Annotated in this window: 15 protein-coding genes, 1 tRNA gene and 1 riboswitch; of the genes, 6 read left to right on the top strand and 10 right to left on the bottom strand. The window is 45.7% G+C overall.

Going from position 1 to position 22,741, the window contains the following annotated elements; translation table 11 throughout:
* Positions 1-1,103 precede the first annotated feature (1,103 nt).
* The 4 genes from IEY13_RS28760 to IEY13_RS28745 form a co-directional block, all read right to left on the bottom strand.
* Positions 1,104-1,180 (bottom strand) — tRNA-Asn (locus tag IEY13_RS28760).
* 189 nt (positions 1,181-1,369) lie between these two features.
* Positions 1,370-3,061: a sodium/sugar symporter gene (locus IEY13_RS28755; protein WP_188959075.1), complete on the bottom strand. Its 1,692-nt coding sequence runs from the start codon at positions 3,059-3,061 to the stop codon at positions 1,370-1,372.
* A 33-nt stretch (positions 3,062-3,094) separates the two neighbouring features.
* The gene (xylA, locus tag IEY13_RS28750; RefSeq protein ID WP_188959073.1) at positions 3,095-4,423 is read right to left on the bottom strand and encodes a xylose isomerase; all 1,329 of its coding nucleotides are present in this window, start codon (positions 4,421-4,423) and stop codon (positions 3,095-3,097) included.
* Between the two features lie 20 nt (positions 4,424-4,443).
* Positions 4,444-5,931, bottom strand: coding sequence for a xylulokinase (locus IEY13_RS28745; RefSeq protein WP_229688060.1), 1,488 nt, complete (start codon positions 5,929-5,931; stop codon positions 4,444-4,446).
* 369 nt (positions 5,932-6,300) lie between these two features.
* Here IEY13_RS28745 and IEY13_RS28740 point away from each other — a divergent pair, with 369 nt between their 5' ends.
* The 3 genes from IEY13_RS28740 to uxuA all read left to right on the top strand — a co-directional run bounded on the left by IEY13_RS28740 (position 6,301) and on the right by uxuA (position 9,404).
* On the top strand, positions 6,301-7,329 hold the full coding sequence (locus tag IEY13_RS28740) for a LacI family DNA-binding transcriptional regulator (RefSeq protein ID WP_188959071.1): 1,029 nt from the start codon (positions 6,301-6,303) through the stop codon (positions 7,327-7,329).
* Between the two features lie 18 nt (positions 7,330-7,347).
* On the top strand, positions 7,348-8,100 hold the full coding sequence (locus tag IEY13_RS28735) for an SDR family NAD(P)-dependent oxidoreductase (RefSeq protein ID WP_188959069.1): 753 nt from the start codon (positions 7,348-7,350) through the stop codon (positions 8,098-8,100).
* Positions 8,101-8,231: 131 nt separating this feature from the next.
* Positions 8,232-9,404, top strand: a complete 1,173-nt coding sequence (gene uxuA, locus IEY13_RS28730) for a mannonate dehydratase (protein ID WP_308421198.1) — start codon at positions 8,232-8,234, stop codon at positions 9,402-9,404.
* Between the two features lie 287 nt (positions 9,405-9,691).
* Here uxuA and IEY13_RS28725 read toward each other — a convergent pair whose 3' ends face one another.
* From IEY13_RS28725 to IEY13_RS28715, 3 genes are all read right to left on the bottom strand, one after another.
* A complete protein-coding gene (locus IEY13_RS28725; protein ID WP_188959067.1) occupies positions 9,692-11,221 on the bottom strand; it encodes a TROVE domain-containing protein in 1,530 nt (509 codons plus the stop codon).
* A 124-nt stretch (positions 11,222-11,345) separates the two neighbouring features.
* Positions 11,346-14,252, bottom strand: a complete 2,907-nt coding sequence (locus tag IEY13_RS28720) for a DEAD/DEAH box helicase (RefSeq protein WP_188959065.1) — start codon at positions 14,250-14,252, stop codon at positions 11,346-11,348.
* A 54-nt stretch (positions 14,253-14,306) separates the two neighbouring features.
* Positions 14,307-14,675 (bottom strand): YccF domain-containing protein, encoded by a 369-nt coding sequence (locus tag IEY13_RS28715; RefSeq protein ID WP_188959063.1) that lies wholly within the window; start codon positions 14,673-14,675, stop codon positions 14,307-14,309.
* Positions 14,676-14,756: 81 nt separating this feature from the next.
* A riboswitch (TPP riboswitch) is annotated at positions 14,757-14,859 on the top strand.
* Here IEY13_RS28715 and pnuC point away from each other — a divergent pair.
* Positions 14,847-15,497 carry a nicotinamide riboside transporter PnuC gene (gene pnuC, locus IEY13_RS28710; protein WP_188959061.1) on the top strand — a complete coding sequence of 217 codons (651 nt, stop codon included), beginning with the start codon at positions 14,847-14,849 and terminating at the stop codon, positions 15,495-15,497. (Overlaps the previous riboswitch by 13 nt.)
* Here pnuC and IEY13_RS28705 read toward each other — a convergent pair.
* From IEY13_RS28705 to IEY13_RS28695, 3 genes are all read right to left on the bottom strand, one after another.
* A complete protein-coding gene (locus tag IEY13_RS28705) occupies positions 15,472-18,168 on the bottom strand; it encodes a CHAT domain-containing protein (RefSeq protein ID WP_188959059.1) in 2,697 nt (898 codons plus the stop codon). The two genes, pnuC and IEY13_RS28705, sit on opposite strands and share 26 nt — an antisense overlap.
* Positions 18,169-18,190: 22 nt before the next feature.
* Positions 18,191-20,176: a PKD domain-containing protein gene (locus tag IEY13_RS28700; protein WP_188959058.1), complete on the bottom strand. Its 1,986-nt coding sequence runs from the start codon at positions 20,174-20,176 to the stop codon at positions 18,191-18,193.
* 103 nt (positions 20,177-20,279) lie between these two features.
* Complete coding sequence (locus IEY13_RS28695; RefSeq protein ID WP_188959056.1) at positions 20,280-21,263, bottom strand: hypothetical protein; 984 nt, start codon at positions 21,261-21,263, stop codon at positions 20,280-20,282.
* 219 nt (positions 21,264-21,482) lie between these two features.
* Here IEY13_RS28695 and IEY13_RS28690 point away from each other — a divergent pair, with 219 nt between their 5' ends.
* Both IEY13_RS28690 and IEY13_RS28685 read left to right on the top strand, forming a co-directional pair.
* Complete coding sequence (locus tag IEY13_RS28690) at positions 21,483-22,001, top strand: RNA polymerase sigma factor (protein ID WP_188959054.1); 519 nt, start codon at positions 21,483-21,485, stop codon at positions 21,999-22,001.
* The gene (locus IEY13_RS28685) at positions 21,998-22,738 is read left to right on the top strand and encodes a tetratricopeptide repeat protein (RefSeq protein ID WP_188959052.1); all 741 of its coding nucleotides are present in this window, start codon (positions 21,998-22,000) and stop codon (positions 22,736-22,738) included. The genes IEY13_RS28690 and IEY13_RS28685 overlap by 4 nt, the downstream gene beginning before the upstream one ends.
* Positions 22,739-22,741: the final 3 nt, after the last annotated feature.

The following is a 22,741-nucleotide window of genomic DNA, read 5'->3' as shown; positions in this document are numbered from 1 at the left end:
TTGATTTTCATCTGTGATTTGGTTGATAATAAGGTTGTGAACCTTCAGGCCGTATGCCGTTATCATTTGTAGTTAAAGAGCTTCTCTTTCCTTTTTACTTTTCCCTTTTGACTTTTTACTTTCAATCGGGTTGCAAAGGTAAGCGTTTTATTTTCAATCTTCCAAAAGTTTTTCAGAATTATTTTTTAATTTCTTTCTGAGTAACTTTCTGATTTTCAATACTTTTTAAGAGCTGTTCCGTTTTTGAAGCGGGTTGCAAAGGTAGCAGTTTTAAAGTTTCAGTTCCAAATTTATTTTTAAAATTCTGAACCTTTTTTATCCCTGACTGTCAACCTTTTAAAGAGCTTCCGTTTTCGTTGAACGGGCGGCAAAGATAAGAGGATTTTATTCCCCACCAAATATATTTGAAATGTCTGCGGAAAACTTTTCAGTGCAGACGGTAGTTTACTCAATGAGTGATTCAGCAAGAGCGGAAAGCACTTTAATGCTGCCCAGGTTTTCCGCCAGTGCTGACGGATTTTCCCTAAGTGCTTAGCACTTTTCCCTAAGCAACCAGGAATTTTCCCGCAGTGCTGAGGACTTTTCCCAAAGCAACCAGGATTTTCTCCTAAGCGCTGAGGACTTTTTCCCAAGCAACCAGGATTTTCTCCTAAGCACTGAGGACTTTTTCCTAAGCAACCAGGATTTTCTCCTAAGCGCTGAGGATTTTTCCCTAAGCAACCAGGAATTTTCCCGCAGTGCTGAGGACTTTTCGCTCAACAACCAGGAATTTCTCCAAAGTGCTTAAGAGCTTCCCGCAGCAACGACAGATTCTCTAACAAGCCCCCACGAGTTTTTCATAGACTATGGCGAAGGTGTCTTCAACAATAGCGAAGTCCCTAACAGCACTAAAAACGTTTTTGCTGATAACAAAAGATTACCAGCCCAGCTTGCTGGAGGAAAAGACAAGTGACGTTTTAAGGAAAATTGGGGGAACTATGCGTTTTTTTTAGACTATCGAAATGTTTCGCCCACACTCTTGCATCTTATATTATAAGTAAGTCAGCTCGCGGCAGCAAAAGAGGACACAAACAAAAAAGGCCTGCAATTGCAGACCTCATTTTTGGCTCCCGAAACAGGACTTGAACCTGTGACCCTCTGATTAACAGTCAGATGCTCTAACCAACTGAGCTATTCGGGAGTGTTCCACTGTTTTGTGGAGTGCAAAAATAGAAGAAATATTAATACCTCCAAGTCTTTTCCGCTTTTTTTGAAAAAATATTTTTCAGCCTCGTAAGTGTTGATATAAAGCGGGTTATACCTAAAAGAAAAGCCGGCTGGAAAGCCGGCTTTTATATAAAGTGTGTTGTATAGTGAATTGTTGTTTCTGTTACCAGAAACGGGTGTATAAAGCTACCAGCAGACCACAGATAATCAGGGCGCCAACGGCAAATCCCGGATTCATGCGGAACATTTTGGTATCTACTTCCATTACACCCTGTGGTTTAATACCACGTTTGTTCTGGATCAGACTTATAATAATCATGCCTACCAGACAAATGATGAATACAAAGCCCATACGATCCAGGAACGGAATTTCGTAAAGGATTGTACCATCTCCCTGTGCTACCGGTGTAGAGAAACCGGTAGAACTCAGGAACGCCAGGTCCATAAACTTAGGCAGTACTTTAAATATTACCGACATGATAAAGCCACCAACGGTTGCAAACAGGGCCGCAGAAGAAGTTGCCTTTTTCCAGAAGAAGCCCAGGATGAACATGGCGAAAATACCTGGAGATACGAAACCGGTATACTCCTGAATAAATTCAAAACCACCCTTTTTATCAATACCCAGAAACGGAGCAATAACAACGCCCAGGATCATAGAGATTACCACCACCAGACGACCGGTAGAAACCAGTTTCTTTTCAGAAGCCTGTGGATTAATTCTCTTATGATAAATATCCAGTGTAAAAATGGTAGAGATACTGTTTGCTTTACCTGCCAGTGAGGCTACTACGGCCGCTGTTAACGCTGCAAAAGCCAGGCCTTTCAGGCCGCTTGGCAGCAGGTTTAACAGTACAGGATACGCATTGTCGGGGTTTAATTCACCGCCCTGTTGCATAGCTGTGGCAAAGTCGCCATGGTTTTGCTGGTGTAATACATAAGCAGCAATACCCGGTAATACCACAATAACCGGCATCAGCATTTTCAGGAAAGCAGAGAATAAAATACCGCCGCGGGCAGTTTTTAAATCCGCACCCAATGCTCTTTGTACAATGTATTGGTTACAACCCCAGTAGTTCAGGTTCACAATCCACAAACCACCCAGTAACACGGTTAAGCCCGGTAAGCTTGGATAGTTGGTGTTATCGCGTTTCAGAATCATGTGGAAGTGGTCGTTTGCATGCTCGCTCATCAGTTTTAAGCCAGCTACTGCGCCAGTCTGACCAAAGTGTTTAGCTACCAGATCCAGTGCCAGGTAAGTAGTTACCAAACCACCCAGGATAAGGAAGAACACCTGAATTACGTCGGTATATCCAATCACCTTCATACCACCCAGGGTGATGAAAATGGAGAAGATAGCCAGACCGTACATACAAACTGTGAGGTTAAGACCAGAAATACTGCTCACCGCTAACGCACCCAGATAAAGAATGGAAGTAAGGTTTACTACTACATACAGCAACAACCAGAACACTGCCATTACGGTAGCCACGGTGTTGTTATACCGCTGACTTAAAAACTGCGGCATGGTGTAAATCTTATTTTTGAGGTACACCGGAATAAAGAAGATTGCCACAATCATTAAGGTAGCTGCGGCCATCCACTCATACGCCGAAATAGCTAACCCGATTTTAAATCCGTTGCCGCTCATGCCTATAAACTGCTCCGCAGAAATGTTGGAAGCAATTAACGAGGCACCGATAGCCCACCAGGTAAGGGAGCCTTCTGCCAGAAAATAGTCTTTAGAACTGGCCTCCGCCGTTCTTTTCTTACGATAAATCCATAACCCGTACAGTGCTACTACCAGAAAGTAGAACAGGAATACAAGGTAATCGCTAGAGGTGAGAGAATTCATGATCCTGATTTTGTTTTAAGGTTTATTGAAAAGCTAAATGTACCAATTGATCAGGTTTTCGAGATACTCCTGCTTTCCGCTCTTCAATACCGGCTCGCCGTTTTCAATTGCGTAGGCACGTAAATCTTCCAGGGTCAGCTTGCCTTCTTCAAACGCTTTACCTTGTCCGTTGTCGAATGAAGCATACCTTTCTTTCCTGATTTTTTTGTACTCTGATTGCTGCAAAATAGCATCTGCGGCCACCAAAGCACGTGCAAATGTATCCATGCCGCCAATATGAGCATAAAATAAATCTGCTATATCGGTAGAATTTCTACGGATTTTGGCGTCGAAATTAATTCCACCACCTTTAAAACCACCCGCTTCCAGAATAATTAACATGGATTCAGCCAGTTCATTGATGTTATTAGGGAACTGATCTGTATCCCAGCCGTTCTGGTAATCGCCGCGGTTGGCATCAATAGAACCCAGTAAGCCCGCATCTGCTGCTACCTGTAATTCGTGCTGGAAAGTATGGCCGGCCAGGGTGGCGTGGTTTACTTCCAGGTTCAGTTTAAAATCGTTCAGCAGATCGTACTGACGCAGGAAGCCGATAACAGTAGCTGCATCATAGTCGTACTGATGTTTGCTTGGCTCGCACGGCTTGGGCTCAATAAAAAAAGTTCCTTTGAAGCCTTGCTTGCGGGCATAGTCTTTTGCAGTATGTAAGAAACGGGCCAGGTGCTCCTGCTCGCGTTTCATATCTGTATTCAGCAGGCTCATATAACCTTCACGGCCACCCCAGAATACATAGTTTTCGCCACCCAGGGCAATAGTAGCATCCAGTGCAGCCTTTACCTGTGCACCACCATGTGCCAGCACATGAAAGTCGGGGTTGGTAGCAGCACCGTTCATGTAACGTCTGTTGCTGAACAAATTGGCAGTACCCCATAACAGCTTCACGCCGCTGGCATCCTGCTTTTGTTTGGCATATTCGGTAAGTGCCTGTAATCTTCTTTCGTTTTCAGCAACGTCTGAGGTATAATCCACCACATCCACATCATGAAAACAATAGTAAGGCAGGTTCAGTTTGGTTAAAAATTCAAACGCCGCATCCATTTTATCTTTTGCGCGTTCCACCGCATCTTTTTTGGTATCCCACTCAAACAGGTGCGTAGCTTCACCAAACGGATCGGCACCGTTGCCGCAGAAAGAGTGCCAGTAGGCGCCTGCAAAACGCAGATGCTCTTTCATGGTTTTACCTGCCACCACACGGTCTTCATCGTACCAACGGAATGCAAGTGGATTCTTGCTTTCAGGACCTTCGTATTTAATCTGATCAACTCCTTTGAAAAACTCTTTTTCGCCTTTTATTACTGACATGACGCTTCTATTTAAATTAGTTATTTGATAAGTGTTTGCTGTAAATAGTGTTTCCATTGATGATACAGCGCATCATATTCACCTGCTTTTGTGGGGGTAACCAACTGCAGCGGCTTTAATTGGGTAAATGCCTCTTTTTCCGATGCAAATATGCCTGCACCAATACCGGCACCCAGTGCAGCGCCTACACTGCCATCGCAGTTATACAGCTCCACCGGTGTGTTGGTAGCATTTACAAATGCCTGCGTAAACACATCGCTCAAAAACATATTGGCCTTACCTGCACGTATTACCGAAGGCTGCATACCGTTTTCACGCATAATATCCAGGCCGTAGCGGAATGCAAAAGCAATTCCTTCCTGCCCTGCACGATACAAATGCGCTTCTGTATGCTTGTTCAGGTCTATACCCTGTATATGCGCCCCGGTTAACTGGTTGCAAAGCATACGCTCTGCGCCATTACCAAAAGGAAGCACAAACAGCCCCTCACTGCCCACAGGTACCGCAGCCGCTGCCTCATTCAAGGCAGCATAGCTTTTACCCGCCCCGGCAATGTTTTTAGTCCACTTGTTTAAAATGCCTGTGCCGTTAATACATAGCAGTACACCTACCCGTTTAGCATCGGGGGTATAGTTTACATGCGCAAAGCTGTTTACCCGCGATTGCGGATCGTAGGTTAATGCATCGCTTACCCCATAAATAACACCTGAAGTGCCCGCAGTAGCGGCTACCTCGCCGGGTTGCAGCACATTAAGAGAAAGTGCATTGTTAGGCTGATCGCCCGCCTTATAAGAAACAGGAATACCTTGTTTCAGAGAAAGCGCAGAAGCCATATCTGCCGTAACAGCGCCGTGTGTAGAGAACAGCGGCTTGATTTCGGGAATGAGTTCCTGGCTAAAGCCATAGTACTTCATCACGTCTTCAGACAACGTATCTGCTTCAAAATCCCAGAATACCCCTTCTGACAGCGCTGAAATGCTGGTAGTAACCGCTCCGGTAAGCTTCATGGCTATGTAATCCCCAGGCAGCATAATTTTATCAATCTGCCTGTACAGCTCCGGCTCATTGGCTTTTACCCAGGCCAGTTTGGAGGCAGTAAAGTTGCCGGGCGAGTTTAATAAGCGTGTCAGACACACTTGTTCACCAATGGCATCCATAGCCGCATTACCAATTTCCACGGCCCGGCTGTCGCACCAGATAATACTGTTGCGCAAAGCCTGTTGTTGCTTATTCACTGCTACCAGTCCATGCATCTGGTAAGCAATGCCTATTGCTGCAATGTCCTTTGGATTATATCTGCCGGAAGCGTTGGCCGCCAGAATGGCCTGCTGTGCATATTGCCACCAGCTATCGGGCGATTGCTCGGCCCAGCCTGTATGCGGCGCTATAATGGGGGCTTCTGTTTCGGGAAATTGCGCAGCCGCAATGCATTGCTGCGTTGTGGCATCTACAATCGAAACTTTAATAGATGAAGTACCTACATCTATACCTAATAATAACATTGGCATGCACTTGGTTTTGACCCCGGCGGGTCTTAAAAACTGTTCAATTTATTGAAACAATTTTAAAACTCCGGTTTTTTACAGTTTAAAATATTGGAATAAGTGTTGCAAATACACCTTTTTTACACCCTAAACCATTGTTGGGCAAGGCGACTTTAGTCAGGAGGTATTCATGAGCATTTCCGGTTTAATGGTGATAAAATGGCTTCAGCAATCATACCCCGGTGTAAGAATAAAACCCCGCAGGCTGATTTTAGGCAAGGCAATATCGGAAACTTTTTGATCAATGTAACCGATTGCATTAAATTTTTGCAATAATCTTTAAATTAGCCTGTATTTTAGCGATGTTACCGATTGTGAAAGCAGAAGCCAAATATGCAGCAGACTAAAGAAATCACGATTTACGATCTTGCCAAAGCCCTTAATATATCGCCGGCAACTGTGAGCAGGGGGTTGAAGGACCATCCGGCCATTAGCCACGCCACCAAAAAGCGTATTCAGGACATGGCCCGCGAAATGGGATACCGCTCTAACAATTTCGCCAGTAACCTGCGCAGGCAAAAAACCAATACCATAGGTGTAATGGTACACGAGCTTAACAGCTCCTTTATCACCTCCGTATTGTCTGGTATAGAAAAAGTAACTACCGCTGCTGATTACGACATCATCATTGCACACTCTTCGGAAGATTATAAAAAAGAAGTGGCCAACGCCTCTAACCTCTTTCATAAAAGAGTAGACGGGCTTATCACTTCCCTCGCCTACAACACGGAAAATCTGGATCATTTTGAGCCCTTTATTCAGAAAGGGATTCCATTGATTTTCTTTGACCGTGTAGAACCGCAATACCCCGGCGCCAAAGTGGTAATTGACAACATGAAAGCCGGTTATGATGTAACCAGCCACCTGATACAACAGGGCTGCAAGCGCATTGTACATATTGCCGGCAGCCTGAAACGTAATGTATACGCCGATCGCTTAAAAGGCTACCGGAAGGCGCTGGAAAAAAACAAGCTTGCTTTTGATGAAAGCATGGTTATTGAAAATGACCTGAGCGAAGTGGCCTGTGTGGAAGCGGCAAAAAAAATTCTGCAGATGAAACCCCGCCCCGATGCGGTGTTTGCCTGTAATGATTTTGCTGCCGTGGTAATTATGCAGGCACTGACCGAACAGGGCATACGTGTGCCGCAAGACATAGCTTTTGCAGGGTTTAACAATGATACCATTGCCCGCTTATCCATACCCAAACTCACTACCGTTAATTATCCCGGTATTCAAATGGGAGAAATTGCAGCATCACACCTGATGAGTCATCTCAACGGCGAAAGCAATATCATGCAAACCAGTACGGTTATCATTAAATCCGAGCTGATTATCCGCGACTCCTCTCTCAGAAAGAAATAGCAAACCATACATACTAACATGGAAAGAAAGAACAACCAGCAACTGGCCATTGTAACCGGCGGTGCTTCAGGAATAGGCCTGGCCATTGCCCAACGTTTTGTGCAGGCAGATATTTTTACGGTTGTAATAGGCCGCGATAAAGAAAAGCTACAGCACGCCGCTGAACTGCTGGGCAGCAACTGCGTAACCATCAGCGCAGACCTTACCCAACTGGCTGCTATACCTGCCCTTATTACCGACATTGAAACGCAATACGGCCCCATTAACATACTGGTAAACAACGCCGGCATTAACATGAAAAAAGAGTTTGCCGATGTAACAGACGAAGATTTTGAAAAGGTGCTGCTGACCAACCTGCAGTCTGTATTTTCCATTTCACGCGAAGTAGTAAAAGTAATGACGCCCCGCGAAGCCGGCAGCATCATCAATATCAGCAGCATGGCCGCCAAATACGGCATACCCAAGGTAATCGCTTACACCGCCTCTAAATCCGCCATTGAAGGCATGACCAAAGCCATGGCCGTAGAACTGTCACCCAAAGGCATCCGCGTAAACTGTATTGCTCCAGGCTTTATTGCTACCGATATGTCTGCCAAAGCACTGAATACCGATCCGGAAAGAAAACAGAAAGTAATGTCGCGCACCCCTATGGGCAAGCTGGGTACCCCTGCTGATATTGGCAATACTGCACTTTTTCTGGCGGGTGAAGAAGCTGCTTATATTACCGGCGTTTCAATTGCCGTAGACGGAGGTAACTCCATAGGCTTTTAGCGGATAACCCCATCCGGAATACTGCTATCCGGAGCAATCGGTTGCTTGCCGAATGTTACGGCGGCGTTGACCGGGGAACTACTTTAATACCTAATTTGTGACCCCTTAAACTAAATACAAACATTACGATTATGTTAATGGAACAAACAATGCGCTGGTACGGGCCTAACGATCCCGTAAGCCTCTGGGATATCAGACAGTCAGGCTGCACCGGCGTAGTAACGGCATTGCACCATATTGCACCCGGCCAGGTATGGCCCGTGGAAGAGATTAACAAAAGAAAACAGGAAGTGGAAGCCGCCGGGCTTACCTGGACTGTAATCGAAAGCCTGCCTGTACACGAAGACATTAAAAAGCAAACCGGCGATTACCTGCAATATATTGAGAATTACAAAGTGAGCCTGCGTAATGTAGCCAGGTGCGGCCTGAAAGTAGTAACCTACAACTTCATGCCTATTCTGGACTGGATGCGTACAGATATTCACTATACGCTACCCGATGGCAGCAAGGCGCTGCTGTTCGAAAAGCATGCTTTTATAGCGTTTGATCTGTTTTTATTAAAGCGCCCCGGAGCTGAAAACGACTACAACGCAGAAGAAATAGCCAAAGCTAAAGCCCGTTTGGAAACTATGACGGAAGAAGAAAAGCAGGTATTGTTTAACAATGCCCTGCTAGGCCTTCCAGGTAGCGAAGAGCGCTTTACGGTAGAGCAGATACTGGCTGCACTGAATACCTATTCCGGTATCGACGCCGCCAAATTGAAGCAGCACCTTTTCTTCTTCCTGCAACAGGTAGTTCCTGTAGCGGAAGAAGCCGGATTGAAAATGGCCATCCACCCGGATGATCCTCCATACCCTATCCTGGGCTTACCCCGTATTGTAAGTACCGAGCAGGATGCAGTGGAACTACTGGCCGCTGCTCCATCTCCCGCCAACGGTCTGTGTTTCTGCACCGGTTCGTACGGCGTAAGAGAAGACAACGACCTGGCAGGTATGGTACAACGCCTGGGCGATCATATTCACTTCCTGCACCTGCGCAGCACCCTGCGCGATGCAGAAGGCAACTTCTACGAAGCTGATCACCTGACTGGTGATGTGGATATGTATGCGGTGGTACGCGAACTGGTATTAACCATGCGCAGAAGAAAAGTATCTATACCCATGCGTCCTGACCATGGCCACCAGATGCTGGACGACCTGAAAAAGAAAACCTACCCTGGCTACTCCGCTATCGGCCGCTTAAGAGGCCTGGCAGAAATTCGTGGTCTGGAGCTGGGCATTCACCGCTCTCTTCCCGAAGCATAACAAGAGGTTTAACTAATAAAAAGAGTCATTAAGGAAGCTGGAAAAACAGCACTTAATGACTCTTTTATTTTAAAAACAAGTAAGATGAGGCAATGAATTGAAAAGGCTCTAAGATTGGCAACGAAGTAATCCTTTCCTACGGCACTCATTTACCCAAACGGGACAACAAGCGGACAAAGTTTCAGAGTGTTAATTACACCACCGGCTTTCGCCGGGCAGGATTTTACCCGCATCGCCGCGAACTGAACGAAGTAACTATACCCTACGGAACCCGTTTAAGAAATATGCTAAAGCGCAACCTCCCGCACTGCGCTCAATGTATCTTCTCCATGCTCTATAGCTTCCAGCACTGCAAATATTTTATCCGACCAGCCTGCTATTAAAAACACGTCTCTTCCTTGTTGCTTAATAGGTGAATGTCCGTAACCCGCCAGATCAAATACATACAGTTTAGCATCCGGCGCAATGGCTTTATATTGCCTCCACTGGTACTCAAGTGTGTTAACATTACTGACATTATTTGTATTGCTATCCCACATCTGCATATCGGTAAATAACATAACCTTATCTGCCACATACTTTCTATCTACCAAATCTTTCAGTACCAGATAGCCGTTTGTAGCATATCCAACCTCCCCCTCTCTTTTACGCAGAACATCTACATTGCTCAACACATTTCTGGCAGGTAGCGATATTCGCTTCCAGGTATCACCAAAAATTCCCGTTTGCACATGCTTACATTTAGACTGCAGCAACATCCCTAGCAGCAGCCCAATATCATATAACTGCACAGCGCTGTTTTTAGAAACCGGCTTATACATAGATCCTGATACATCACAGGCCACCACTACACGGGTATTCCTGTTAAAGCCCGGCATATTCTGTACACTGCTGGCGATAGCACTTTCCAATGCATCCAGCAGGTAAGCGTTATAGCCAGATTCAACATTCATCAATTCCCTATAAGCGCTCAAAAAACGGAAGGGCAATTGTTTTGCATTCAGCACCGCATTTTCATTAGCTAAATATTCACCTACCCTCTCCACATGCACTGCACTTACACCAGCCTGCAATATGTTTCGCAGGTTACGCAACACCGCCATATACCCCAACTTTCTGCTATCAATCAGTTCTTCCCATGTTGCTTTCACAGCCGCCTGCTTTTCCGCTGCATTCACAAAAACCTTTTGCCCAAGAGCCGACAATTCAGTTTCCCAGGTATAAGGCGTAGCCATTTCGTCTGATACTATTTTATTAAACAATACCTGCTGCGCCTCATCCTTCGCTTTGGGATGCACCAGAAACAAAGCATCTTTCAGCTTTACTTCGGTGTTTCTGTTATACTTGGCAAACTGATATTCATCAAAGCGGTTAAAAGCAGTAGCTAACCCCTTTTGCATCTGTTTTGATAAACGGTTCAGTTTTTTTATCCCTTCTCTTTTATTCAGTACCTGATAGCAGGCCAGCATTTCCATAATTTCGTCCGGACGTTGTACCACACCTGCCACAGCCTTACTTACCAGGCTATCACCACGGTGTACATTAGCCAAAGCTGTTGCCAACACGAGTGGCGCTGTACGTAAATTCATTTCTTTACGGGCATATACAGCCAGTTGTGCAATAAATTCAGGTGCTACCTGCGGTAACAACTCTATAATACGTTGCATTCTGGCATCTGCCTTTTCATAGGTAACATCACTTAATAAAGTGGTGGCAACGGCAGTGTATAGCTCCATTTCAGGCGAAAGGCTGTACGCAATAGCACCTTCATGGTTTACTGTAGCAGTAGCGGCTTTTTTGTTGATATTGAATTTCATACTCTGCTTTTTGTTGTTGACAAAACAAAAATGCACACGACACTACGCAACACAACTGCGCAGCAAAAAAATCCCGCAAAAAAGTTTGAAAAAAGAAAAGAGGCCGGAGTGGCCTCTTTATATACTAACTGAATAAGAAAGCAATATCATCCCGCGAAAGCTTTTTCACAAATCCAGACTCCTCGCCCACCAGTTCATCTGCGAGTGCCTGCTTTTTCTGCTGCAGCAGCAGAATTTTTTCTTCCACCGTATCCTTACAAATCATTTTATAGGCGAATATCTTCTGCGTCTGTCCAATACGGTGCGCCCGGTCAATAGCCTGTTGTTCAGCCGCCGGGTTCCACCACGGATCTACCAGATATACATAATCTGCTGCGGTAAGGTTTAACCCCACACCACCTGCCTTCAGTGAAATCAAAAATACTTTTACCGTACTACCTGCCTGCTGAAAGCGCTCTACTTCCTGCTTACGTTTATCCAGTGAGGTGCTTCCATCCAGATAACAGTACGAAATACCCGCCTTTTCCAACTCGCCCTTAATCAGCTGCAGCATTTCGGTAAACTGCGAAAACACCAGTAATTTATGTGAGCCGGTATTCTCTTCTATCTCACGAAGCAGTTCATCGGCTTTTACTGAGGCATGCGATTCATGTTTATGCTCTTTTACCAGCTGCGGGTGATCACAAATCTGCCTTAGCTTTAGCAGACCTTCCATTACATAAATACCGGCTTTGCCCATGCCCTCTTCATCAATCCGCTTCAGCAAAGCGTCACGGTAGTAATCTTTATACTCATCATATAAAGCCCTCTGTTCGCTGTTCATGGTACACCACAGCACCATTTCTGTTTTATCGGGCAAGTCGGTAGCTACCTGCTCCTTGGTACGCCTGAGAATAAAAGGATAAATCAGCTGGCGCAAACGCGTAGCCTTTTCCTGGTCACCCCCTTTGTCTATCGGTTGTGCAAACTCTCGTCTGAAGAACTCCTTGCCGCCCAGCAAGCCGGGGTTTACAAAATGAAACTGCGAGTAAAGATCAAATGTATTGTTTTGAACAGGGGTGCCGCTCAATATAAGCTTGTTGGAAGATTGCAGCTGATACACAGCTTTACTCACCTGCGCATCCGCATTTTTAATGGTCTGGCTTTCGTCCAGAATAATATAATTCCATTTAAACGCCTGCAAATGCTCCAGATCGTTACGTACCACCCCATAACTGGTTAGCACCACATCCACAGCTGCAAACTGTTCTTCCGTTGCATTACGCTGCTGTCCGTAATGCATCAGATAGGTCATGCTGGGGCAAAACTTTTGCATCTCTGCCTCCCAGTTAAAAATCAGAGAAGTAGGACAAACCACCAATTGAGTGCTACCCGGATACTTTTCTTTCAGGTATTGAATAAAAGTGATGGTTTGAAGCGTTTTACCCAAACCCATATCATCCGCCAGGCACCCCCCCCACCCCAACTGATCCAGGCTCTGCATCCATTGAAAGCCCGCCAGCTGGTAAGGCCGCAACGTCGCCTGCAACACCGCCGAAGGTGCCTGTGTAGATAATTCGTTGTATTGAAACAATCGCTTCTTCTTCTCTTCAATCTCCTTCAGCAGCTTCTTATCATTCAGTTGCTCCTGAAGCTCGTCCAGCACAGAATAATGCAGTTTATTCAGTTGAAGTTTTCCATCCGCCTCGTTACCCACTTTAAACAACATGCCGTACTGGTCAAACCACTCATGCGGGATAACTCCCAGGGTTCCATCTTTCAGTAAAATAGTATCCTGTTTGTTTAAGATAGCTTTCCGCAGTTCTTTCATGCCCACTTCCTGGTCTCCCCAGTAAGCTTTAATCTTCAGATCAAACCAATCGATAGAACTCTTGGCAACTATTTCAAAGCGCGGTGGGTTAGTATTGTATTTAAAGCGCTTTAAATCTTTCATACCATGCACCATATAACCCGAATCCTGTAGCTGCTGGTTCATTTTAATAAACCAGTTGCCTTTCATTACTTCATCAAAAGGCACGTAGTAATACCGGTTATTGCGCTGGTTTTTAAATTTCGGGTGCAGATTGCGTAAATGCTCGTAGGTATCCTTTTCCAACGTCTTATTACGCCTGATCACATAAAGCACTTCCTGCTTTTCATGAAAGTAATCCAGCTCTTCATCATAATCAATCAGCACATCATCGTATAAAAACTGCGGCTGCAGCATCAGGTATTGCCCATTAAACTCGCTTAAAGCAATACGCGTTTGCGGCTCGGTGTGCACTACTTCAAACTGAAGCCCTTCCTTGCATTCCAGCGGATACTGCTGTTGCAGCGGAATAAAAAAGGAATTAGTTACTTCCTGTCTGTCACGCAGAGGAAACTTTAGCTCCCCCTTTTTAAACATATCCAGCACGTTTACATCACCAGGGCTGGCAGGCAGATGCAGAATATCATCAATTAAAAAGAACAGCGATTTAAAAAGAAACACACGCCCCGGCGCTTTATCGCGCACCGTTTGCACATTCATTTGTATAATGATAGAACTGCTGTCTTTCGATGCAGAAAAATGCACTTCTACCGGATGCTCGCTCACCTGCAGCGGCTTAATATTTACATCGCTGAAATTCCCTTCCTTAAGCACATATAAATTGCCGTGGTTAAGAATATAAGGCCAAACCTTGTGCAGCAGGTCAACATAATGATTACGTAAACGGAGAATGTCTTTATCATTCAGCATCAGCCAGGGCTGTGCATGATTTTTAAGGTAAGTGCTGCCGCTGTTAACCATAAACTCAAACAAGCGGCCATCAGAAAAATGAAATAACAGGTAAAACAGCTCATCAGGTAGTCCGTTCAGGTAAGCCCAATGCTCATCGTTATCCATCAGCAGCCTGCTAAAGCTTTTACGGCCTTTCTGCTGTTTTATCACCACCGGCTCAAACTGAAAGCCAATATGTTTAGGCGTGGTCATATTAAACAGAAAACCTATTTCAAAGCTCTCATTTTCAATAGCAGCCAGAGATGAACGATCAATAAGCGGTTTATTCATGCTTGCACCAGTAAAAAATACACAATCATTTCCTTCCGGCGCAAGTTAGAAAAACTACACTATTCTCTTTCCAAAGGGCATCATAGATATTTCCAGGAGTTTAAAGTGCTGGCGTGCAAAGGGGATACCTATGACCGTGACAAAAAGCAGTAATCCAAAAAAAAGATGCATCAGAGCGGTGTACCAACCGCCGCATATTATCCAGATAATATTACAAACCGCACTAAGGCAGCCGCCCGAAGCCGAAGAACTTTCTACCTGCCTGCCAAAAGGCCATAGCACCAGTATAGCCAACTTAAAACACTGAATGCCAAAGGGTATGCCTACAATGGTTACACACAACACCATTCCACCAGCCACATAGCCAATAGCGGCGGCTAAACCACCAAAAATCAGCCATATCAGATTGCCCAACAGGTTCATACGTAAGGTGTTTTTTATTTGGATACAAAAGTTACAACAATTGCCTGGGGTAATTGCTTAATTTCGCCGCCGGAACCGTTATTTAATTAACCGGGGTGCTGCCGCCACAAAAGGCTGCGGCTGAGATAAACCCGTAGAACCTGAACAGGGTAATGCCTGCGGAGGAAGTATATGAACTTACAACATTGGATATCGCTCTTTACAGAGCAGGTAAGGCAAACCAGCATTGCCGAGTGGATAGCAGTAGCATTTGCCGTAACGGAAGTACTGCTGGCCCGTAAAAACAAAATTCTCCTGTATCCCGCAGGTATCATCAGCACACTTATTACCTCGTATCTCATGTTCAGCGTGCTGTTATATGCAGAATCGCTACTCAACCTGTATTATCTGGTCATGAGCATTTATGGGTGGATGCACTGGGTAAAAAAGAAGCACGAACCGCCGGTACCCGTTTCTTATACTACCAGAAAAGAATGGAATATTGTTATAGCCATTGTTGCAGGCGGCTGGCTAACCCTTTACCTGGCGCTGAAACATTTTACCCCTTCTACCACACCGGTTTGGGATTCATGGGTTAGCTGCACCGCCTGGGCAGGTATGTGGCTGCTGGCAAAACGGAAAGTAGAAAACTGGGTGCTGTTGAATATATCCAATCTGTTTGCAGTACCACTGCTGTTTCACAAAGAGCTGCCATTAATGGCCTGCCTTACCATTTTTCTGTTTATAGTAGCAATAGCGGGATTTTTTGACTGGAAAAAAATGGTGGTTCGCAATAATCTGCCCTCTTCCGGCAGTTTCAGCGGCGAGCCCGCTTCTGCCTGATGCCCCATAGCACTATTCCCGATAAAAGCACAGCAGCCCCAGCTATCCACCGGTAGCCAGGGGCTGCACTGGTTAGAGGTACTGGTTTTAAGTGCCCTGTATATTCAAAAGCAGCCCAGTAATAAGGCAGCTGTAGTACAGCATCCGTCCTATGCCTTTCCAGCCATTCTGTTTTTGCACGGTGCAGCGCAACACCCGCATCGGAAGAAGCAGATAAATACTGGTAAAAAAGCTGTAGCAACTCCACAGCAGTAGCATCGTTTACGTTCCACAAACTGCCCAGCACACCTCCTGCACCCGCAGCCACAAAACCACGTTGCAGGCTGTTAACACCTTCCCCCTTCAGCATGCCACCATCGGCAGTACGGCAGGCGCCCAACACTACCAGCGAAGGGTGAAACGCACTAAACTGCAAATCGGATAAATAAAATGCGCTGTCATAAAAGTACAGTAGCGGCTCTGGCTGTAAAGCAGCATGCATACTTACCTGAAGTACCTGGGTGGCAGGCAGCGCCGCTTTAAACCGTCCAAGCGTTGCCAGAGAATCGAAATAATAGGTTCCTTTCACACGTTGGGCCAGTGTAGTATATTCTTTGCCGGTTGTTAATAAGGCATGATTGCCTGCCCGGCGGGCAGACACAAAAAAACCGGAAACGCCTGCACCTTTGTAGTCGGGTTGCTGCTGCTGAACCCATGACTGTAACGAGTAAGCTCTGGACAACAATGCTTCTTTAAACAAAAAAGGCCAGGCAGCATATTGCCCCGCTGCACCTTCTTTGGTAATAAAAGCATCGAAAGGAAGCAAACTAACCACGCCATCGGGAATAACAAGATAGCGTTTGCCTTGCAGCCATTGAATGTCAGGAAAAAGCTTTTTGTATAGCAGGTAACTGTTTATATAAAAATCCTGCGGTGCATTCATCATTGCTGCCGGGCCATTCATAAACCAGTTTTGCAGAAACAACTGAATACTATCCTGCAACCATGTGCCGGCAGACAATCGTGTAACAGCCTTTACCTCTTTATTGTCAAACGAAAGAAGAAAACACCCTGATGCCCCTTCAAAAAACTCTAACACAATTACATTATCAGGCAGGCTGGCCATTAACTTCTCAATATCCGGCTGCACCTCCCCTGCCTGTTGCCGGCTTTCGCGCTCCTGCCTTTGTAAAAGGGCCAGCTTGTATTCTGCTTGCTGAAGCAGGTTGCTGATACCAGAATCGGAGCGTTCCAGCAGTTCATGCTTATAATAAATAACCGCCTGCTGTAACCGCTCTCTGCTTTTGAAAATACTGTCATCACCAGTTCCTGCACGTCCGCTACCTGCACTTCTTTGTTGTTCCTCCCAAAGCACCTGCGCTTTAGACAACTCTGCCACCTGTAATAGCAACCGGGCATACTCCGGCTTTGCGGTGCTTTTCCACAATGCATACCCCAGCTCCATAGCAGCATCGGCACGGTTGCGGGTAACTTCTATTTCTCTGAGTTTAGATGCCGTATAAAAAAATGCCTGCCGTAAAGGCGCCTGTGCCTGAAGCGCGCAAACAAACCACAAAAAAGCATACTCTTTGTTACCCTGTACTTTCCAGCTTTTTGCCACGCCCTCCAGCGCATCACCCAAGGTATTTTCCCCATACAAAAGCGTCTCGGACGGCGGAAGCCCTTTATTGGGTTGCCAGCGGGGCAGCAACAGCTGTAGCGCATGAATAAAACATTGGGCTGCTGCAGCGCCTTTGTTCATTTGCAGATGTGCATTACCATATAGTACATATAGTTTCGCCTTCTCCCTTTGCCGGCTGGCAGGGTAATGCTGCCTGTATAGCTCCGCTGCCTGTTGTATATATGCCATTGCCTTTTCCGGCTTTTGCAGATACATTAAAAGGCCGGCCATCTGTTGCAAAGCTCCTCCATACCAGTATAAAACCCGTGCATCATCTTTACGCATGGCAAGCTGTTGTAACGCCCGCCCACAGTACCATTGCGCACTATCATAACGCAACTGCTGTGCAAGCACATCCGCATAAGTATTATACAACAGCCCTTGTAAAGCAGTATTTCTTCCCACCTGTTTCATTGCCTGCCGGCAGTACAATGTAGCAGCTTCAAAATCTCCCTGCCACCTCGCACTCACAGCCATATTACCCAGCACCGAGGCCACCATATTGCGGTCATTAGCTTTAACAGCCAGCGCCAGGGTTTTCCGGTGTATGTACAATGCCATTCCATAATCTGCCAGTCGCGTATAGTTATTACCTAATGGCTTTAATACATATTCAATTATCTGGGCATCCGGTAGTGGATAAGCTTCGTAAAATGCAAGTGCTTTTTCGTAGGCAGTAATAGAAGTGAGAATGTTGCCTGTCTGTAGCTGGTAATACCCCTGAAGTGCCAGCATATCAAACCATATCAAACGCTCCGGATAGGTCTGATAACTTCGCCAGGCAAGTTGCGGCAGTTGCATAAGTATATCTATGCGTTGTAAAGGGGCTTCTTCAATATAATCGAGATACGCATTCAGCCAATCGCCCAGCTTGTTCTCCTGCTGTAAACGCAGCAACTGTTGCTGTATGGCAGGCGACAACTGCAGACTATCTGCTGCCCGCAATGCAGAAAAACACGTTATCAATACCAGCAATATCGCCAGCCTTATTATACGCCACCGGTGAAGCATGTTAGCCTTTTAACTAAAATACCTAAAATTTCCAACCGGCATATAACAACAGCTGACTATAACCCGGATTGGTATACTGCAAAAAGCGCAGTCCGGCCACCGGCCCAACCCTTACCCTGCCCAGCTGCACATCTGCAAACAATGCTCCCCGCCAGGAACCAAAAGAGGAAGCAACACGCTCTTCTTCCTTATCAGGAACCACAAATGGCAGTTGTGTGGTACTTTCTGCAACTACTGCCCGGTACATACGCGCTGTGGTTCTGTTTAATTCAGCAGACACAAGCACACCAGCACCCGCAGCAATCCAGCTGTTAAAATTCTGGCGTATAGAAAAAGGAACCAGCTCAACCGTTAACACATTCACCTTATTATACCGTTCCCGGTAGGCCAGCTTATAGTCCCGCCCATTAATCAACGTATCGCCACCATCTCTTCTGCCTATCAACTGCTCGTAGCTGCTGTAGCGTTGTACATACAACTCCCACTGCCAGTATCGCTTATACGGCGCATACTCACTCAGGGTAGCCCCTACCACCCAATTATGTTTTCCTATATCAGGCTTGCTACCCGGTAAAAAGCCATAGCCTGCCAGTATGCCTGGCGACCAGCCTTTTTTAAAGCCGCCTACAGACTTATTGGTGTATATGGGTTCATTTTTATCAAACACAATAGCAGCACTACTTCTGAATGAATTTTTAACAAGTCCTTTTGCAAAATGCAGCCGGTACTTAACAAACCCCATAGTAGAATCCGGATCAGCAATCCCGTCCTGTTGCGTGCCTGGCAGGTATATGTTATTAAACACAAACTGAATACTGTCTTTATACAAAACCGTATCAATACAACTCCCTCCGGAATAAACCTGTTTACACCAGCCACACTCCGGCTTGCTCTGCAACAGTTCAACAGTGCTGCTGTTAACCATGCCTGGTATAGCCACCGTTACTACTACCTTCTTTGCCGGCCCTTTGCCTGTATTCTGAAAACGCACCTTATAATCCAGGTTTTTATTCTTTCCGGTAAACCGGTAATTCATACGTCTGTTGCGCAACATCATCCGGTTAGGGTCATGAGAAGCAACAATCTGTAACTCCAGATTAAAGCGCTCCATTTCCATAGCCGGATCATCCGGTATAAACAAAGCACCAATGGTAACTACGGCATTCGTATCCTTTATCATTTCGGGCAGCGTGTTTATCTGTAAAAATATCAGCCTTTCTTCCTGCTGTTGCAAATCTTCTATTCTGAAAATACGGTGAGCCTGATAGCCACTCATCTCCTGCTTCAACACCTGTAACAGCTGCATGCGGGATTGTGAAGTGCCACCCGCTGTAACCGAAGCCGTAAACAAACCTCCGCCATGCGCCTCCAGCTCGTTGTCCCAAACATTATCATGGGTAAACGCCAGTAGCGAATCCATGCCTATTCCCCGCTCCTTATGGTAAACACGCGCCTCTGCCACTTCAAAGCTGCTCTGCCGGAATTGCTTTTCATTATATAAAAGCATGATAGATCCGCTTACGCCTGCCTGTACCTGCAGGTTACGGTACCCCAGCATCAGCAACATATCTTCCCCCGGCAGGGGCATGCAATTCGTTTTCATTTCCAGCACGCCTTTGCCGGAAAAAAAATTAGAAGGGTTATTGGCAGCCAGCAGTGTTCTGGTTTTTACTTTAACCGGCCTGGGACGGCTGCGTGGCTTTTTACCATCATCATAGTTATTGGTAGCAAATAAGCGAACCTGATACGTGCCGGTATCTTTGTATATATGCTCAGGCTCCCGGGCAAAACTATAACTGCCATCTCCCAGCTCCCAGCAGTAGCTATAATACGCTTCGGGTGCCCCTGCCACCTGCCTTAACGGCCGAAGCAGGGCATTCAGCTTTATTTTGTTACCGGCAGCTTGTTCCTGAATTACCGCTTCGGCGGTATCTGCAGTTTGTGCAGTGGCAGCTTGTGTACCAACTACAAACAGCAATGGCAGCAATAATCGTAGATAAGCAGGCATATGGTTACTATTAGATAAATATAAGACAAATGCCAAAACCGGCCGCAAGGCCGGTTGACAGTGAACTTCATAGTAAGTCAGCAACAATCCCCCCACGGGACTATTATTGAATACTGTTTAAAAAGGAATCCACTTCCGCCTGTGTTGCTTTATGCACGGCCGCCTGAATATCCATATTAGCAGTAATCGTAATCGATTGTGTTCCGAACTGAATATATCCATCGCTGTCTTTACCCAGTATTACCAGATCTGCCTGTAAGCCTACCGGCAGGGAATTATGATAAGATTCGAATTTTTGCAGACCATAGTTGTAAGGCAACGTAATTACAGTGGCAATGTTCTTAAATACCAGCATCACCTGTAAATCTGTTACTGCGTTGTTATCCTGAAACGCAGGCACAGCTGTGATAGTGGTTTTAGGATTAGGATCACTGTAAAAACGATCGCAGTTTACCCAGGTAAAACCAGGCAGCGGGAAAGAGTAACTGTTAGGCCCGTTACCAAAGGGATAATAAGGTGCCGCTACCCATGTTAACGGATTCTGTTGCTGTTGCCCGGCCCCGTTCTCGCGTTTGCCCTGAACAAAAAGTCCCATATCCTTGTCATTCATCACCTTAGGCACATCCACACGAACAGCGCTATCCTGCTGCCTGTTAATATTCAACGCTTTATCGCCCTGCTTTGCTTCTACCAGCAATTCTCCGCCAGACTCCAGTAACTGTCCGTTCGATTCTGTCATAACACCCGACAGTAATACATCTCTCTTACTCAATACCTCCTTCAGACTAATAGTAACGTTTCCGGTAACCGCATTGCCGCTGCCATCTACAAAAGCGCCGGGCTTAAATTTAATTACCGTTCCTTTTGCCCCTGTAATGGTAAAGCCTGTAGTAGCATTACCGGTAAAGCTTTGTGTGGGCACTGTATAGTTTGCCAGAAAATCATCTGCCCGCAATGGCGTGTCGTTTTCCGGAGCTGTATTGTTTTTTTTGCAGGCTGCAAACATCATAACATGTGCTAATGCGGCCATTATAAATATTGATTTAACAGTGCCGCTCTTTTCAGTTGTAGTAATAAGCTGTTTCATACCAGTTATTTTTCTTTATGCCTACTCTTTTATCGCTTTTCGGCGTCCGCGCTTGCTCGTTTCATAAGTATATCAACAGCCTGCTTTTTTTGTTACCCCCTCTTTTTCACTTTTTTTCCATTATTTTTATTTAGCACTGTTTTCGCTTATAAACTATTACTTATCAATACTACCCAACATACCGATCAGCGGTTTATACTAGGCCTTGCCTCCAACAACATGTTGGTAGTGTCAGAAATTTACCGGCTTTACGCACCCCGCATTAAACATTATATTATAGCCAACAGCGGTACAGAGGACGATGCTGCAGACATTTTTCAGGAAGTGCTGACAGACATATACCTGCAGGCAACGCAAAAGCAGCTGGAGCTGACCTGCCCGTTTGAGCCCTTTTTATTATTGCTATGCAAACGGAAGTGGTTAAATGAACTAAAAAAAAGAGGGCGGCAGCCGGTAACAAAAGATGCGGATGATGTATATATAGGTGAGGATGTTTTTGCCCAGGCCGAAATGCTGCAGCAGCAACAAAACAGAATGCAGCTGTTTCTGGAATGCTTTGAAAAAATGGGAGATGCCTGCAAAGAAATTCTCAGGTGTTACATGAATGGAGAAGCACAGGAGGTGATAGCCACCCAGCTGAATGTAAGCTATGGCTATCTCCGCAAAAAGAAGAGTGAATGCATGGCAGGGCTAACAAAAATGATTTACGCACAACAGTCCGGAAGGAATAAAATATGAGCCGTTTTACATTTGAAGATATTGCCCGTTATGCATCCGGAGATATGGACTCCGACGAGCTTGCTGCTTTTGAAGCCGCATTGGCAACTGATGAAGATTTGCAGAAGAAGCTGGCGTTGCACCAGGAAGTACACAGCACACTACAACTGCGTTTTGCACCAAACGAAAAATTACAGGCATTTCAACAAACCTTGCGGCAACTGAACGGTGAATATTTTGCACAGGCCCGGCCGGCAACATCACCTGCCCCCGTAAAACGTATCCGGCTGGCTGCAATAACTACAGCCGCAGCAGCAGTAGTAGCATTACTCATATGGCGCCCATGGCAGGGTGGCGATTTATATACGCGTTACGCCTCTGTTGAAATGATTGCCAATATAGAGCGGGGTAACACTACAGATTCGTTACTAACAGAAGCCACCACCTACTTCAACAACAAAGACTATTCTAACGCAGCCCGGCTATTGAAAACAATTACCGATTCAATACCCGGTAACAGCTTTGCACAATTCTACTATGCCCTCTCACTCACACAAACAAATCAACAGCCTCTGGCAAGACCTGTGTTGTTACGTTTATACAATGGCACATCCATATTTAAATATGATGCGGCATTCCATATGGCACTGACGTATGTAAGCGAAAAAAATAATACCGAGGCAAAAACATGGCTGGGGAAAATCCCCCCGGAGGCAACCATTTATGCCAAAGCACAAGCCTTACTAAAGGAGCTGTAATAA

Source organism: Filimonas zeae, assembly GCF_014641615.1.
GTDB lineage: Bacteria > Bacteroidota > Bacteroidia > Chitinophagales > Chitinophagaceae > Filimonas > Filimonas zeae.
This window is presented reverse-complemented; position numbering and strand designations above follow the sequence as displayed.

What these genes read in the sequence shown, in the direction of transcription:
- IEY13_RS28690 (WP_188959054.1), top strand. Translation starts at nt 21,483, where the DNA reads ATGTTGGTAGTGTCAGAAATTTACCGGCTTTACGCACCCCGCATTAAA.
- IEY13_RS28695 (WP_188959056.1), bottom strand. Translation starts at nt 21,263, where the DNA reads ATGAAACAGCTTATTACTACAACTGAAAAGAGCGGCACTGTTAAATCA.
- IEY13_RS28725 (WP_188959067.1), bottom strand. Translation starts at nt 11,221, where the DNA reads ATGAAATTCAATATCAACAAAAAAGCCGCTACTGCTACAGTAAACCAT.
- IEY13_RS28705 (WP_188959059.1), bottom strand. Translation starts at nt 18,168, where the DNA reads ATGCTTCACCGGTGGCGTATAATAAGGCTGGCGATATTGCTGGTATTG.
- IEY13_RS28700 (WP_188959058.1), bottom strand. Translation starts at nt 20,176, where the DNA reads ATGCCTGCTTATCTACGATTATTGCTGCCATTGCTGTTTGTAGTTGGT.
- IEY13_RS28720 (WP_188959065.1), bottom strand. Translation starts at nt 14,252, where the DNA reads ATGAATAAACCGCTTATTGATCGTTCATCTCTGGCTGCTATTGAAAAT.
- IEY13_RS28740 (WP_188959071.1), top strand. Translation starts at nt 6,301, where the DNA reads ATGCAGCAGACTAAAGAAATCACGATTTACGATCTTGCCAAAGCCCTT.
- xylA (WP_188959073.1), bottom strand. Translation starts at nt 4,423, where the DNA reads ATGTCAGTAATAAAAGGCGAAAAAGAGTTTTTCAAAGGAGTTGATCAG.
- IEY13_RS28735 (WP_188959069.1), top strand. Translation starts at nt 7,348, where the DNA reads ATGGAAAGAAAGAACAACCAGCAACTGGCCATTGTAACCGGCGGTGCT.
- IEY13_RS28685 (WP_188959052.1), top strand. Translation starts at nt 21,998, where the DNA reads ATGAGCCGTTTTACATTTGAAGATATTGCCCGTTATGCATCCGGAGAT.
- IEY13_RS28745 (WP_229688060.1), bottom strand. Translation starts at nt 5,931, where the DNA reads ATGCCAATGTTATTATTAGGTATAGATGTAGGTACTTCATCTATTAAA.
- IEY13_RS28755 (WP_188959075.1), bottom strand. Translation starts at nt 3,061, where the DNA reads ATGAATTCTCTCACCTCTAGCGATTACCTTGTATTCCTGTTCTACTTT.
- IEY13_RS28715 (WP_188959063.1), bottom strand. Translation starts at nt 14,675, where the DNA reads ATGAACCTGTTGGGCAATCTGATATGGCTGATTTTTGGTGGTTTAGCC.
- uxuA (WP_308421198.1), top strand. Translation starts at nt 8,232, where the DNA reads ATGTTAATGGAACAAACAATGCGCTGGTACGGGCCTAACGATCCCGTA.
- pnuC (WP_188959061.1), top strand. Translation starts at nt 14,847, where the DNA reads ATGAACTTACAACATTGGATATCGCTCTTTACAGAGCAGGTAAGGCAA.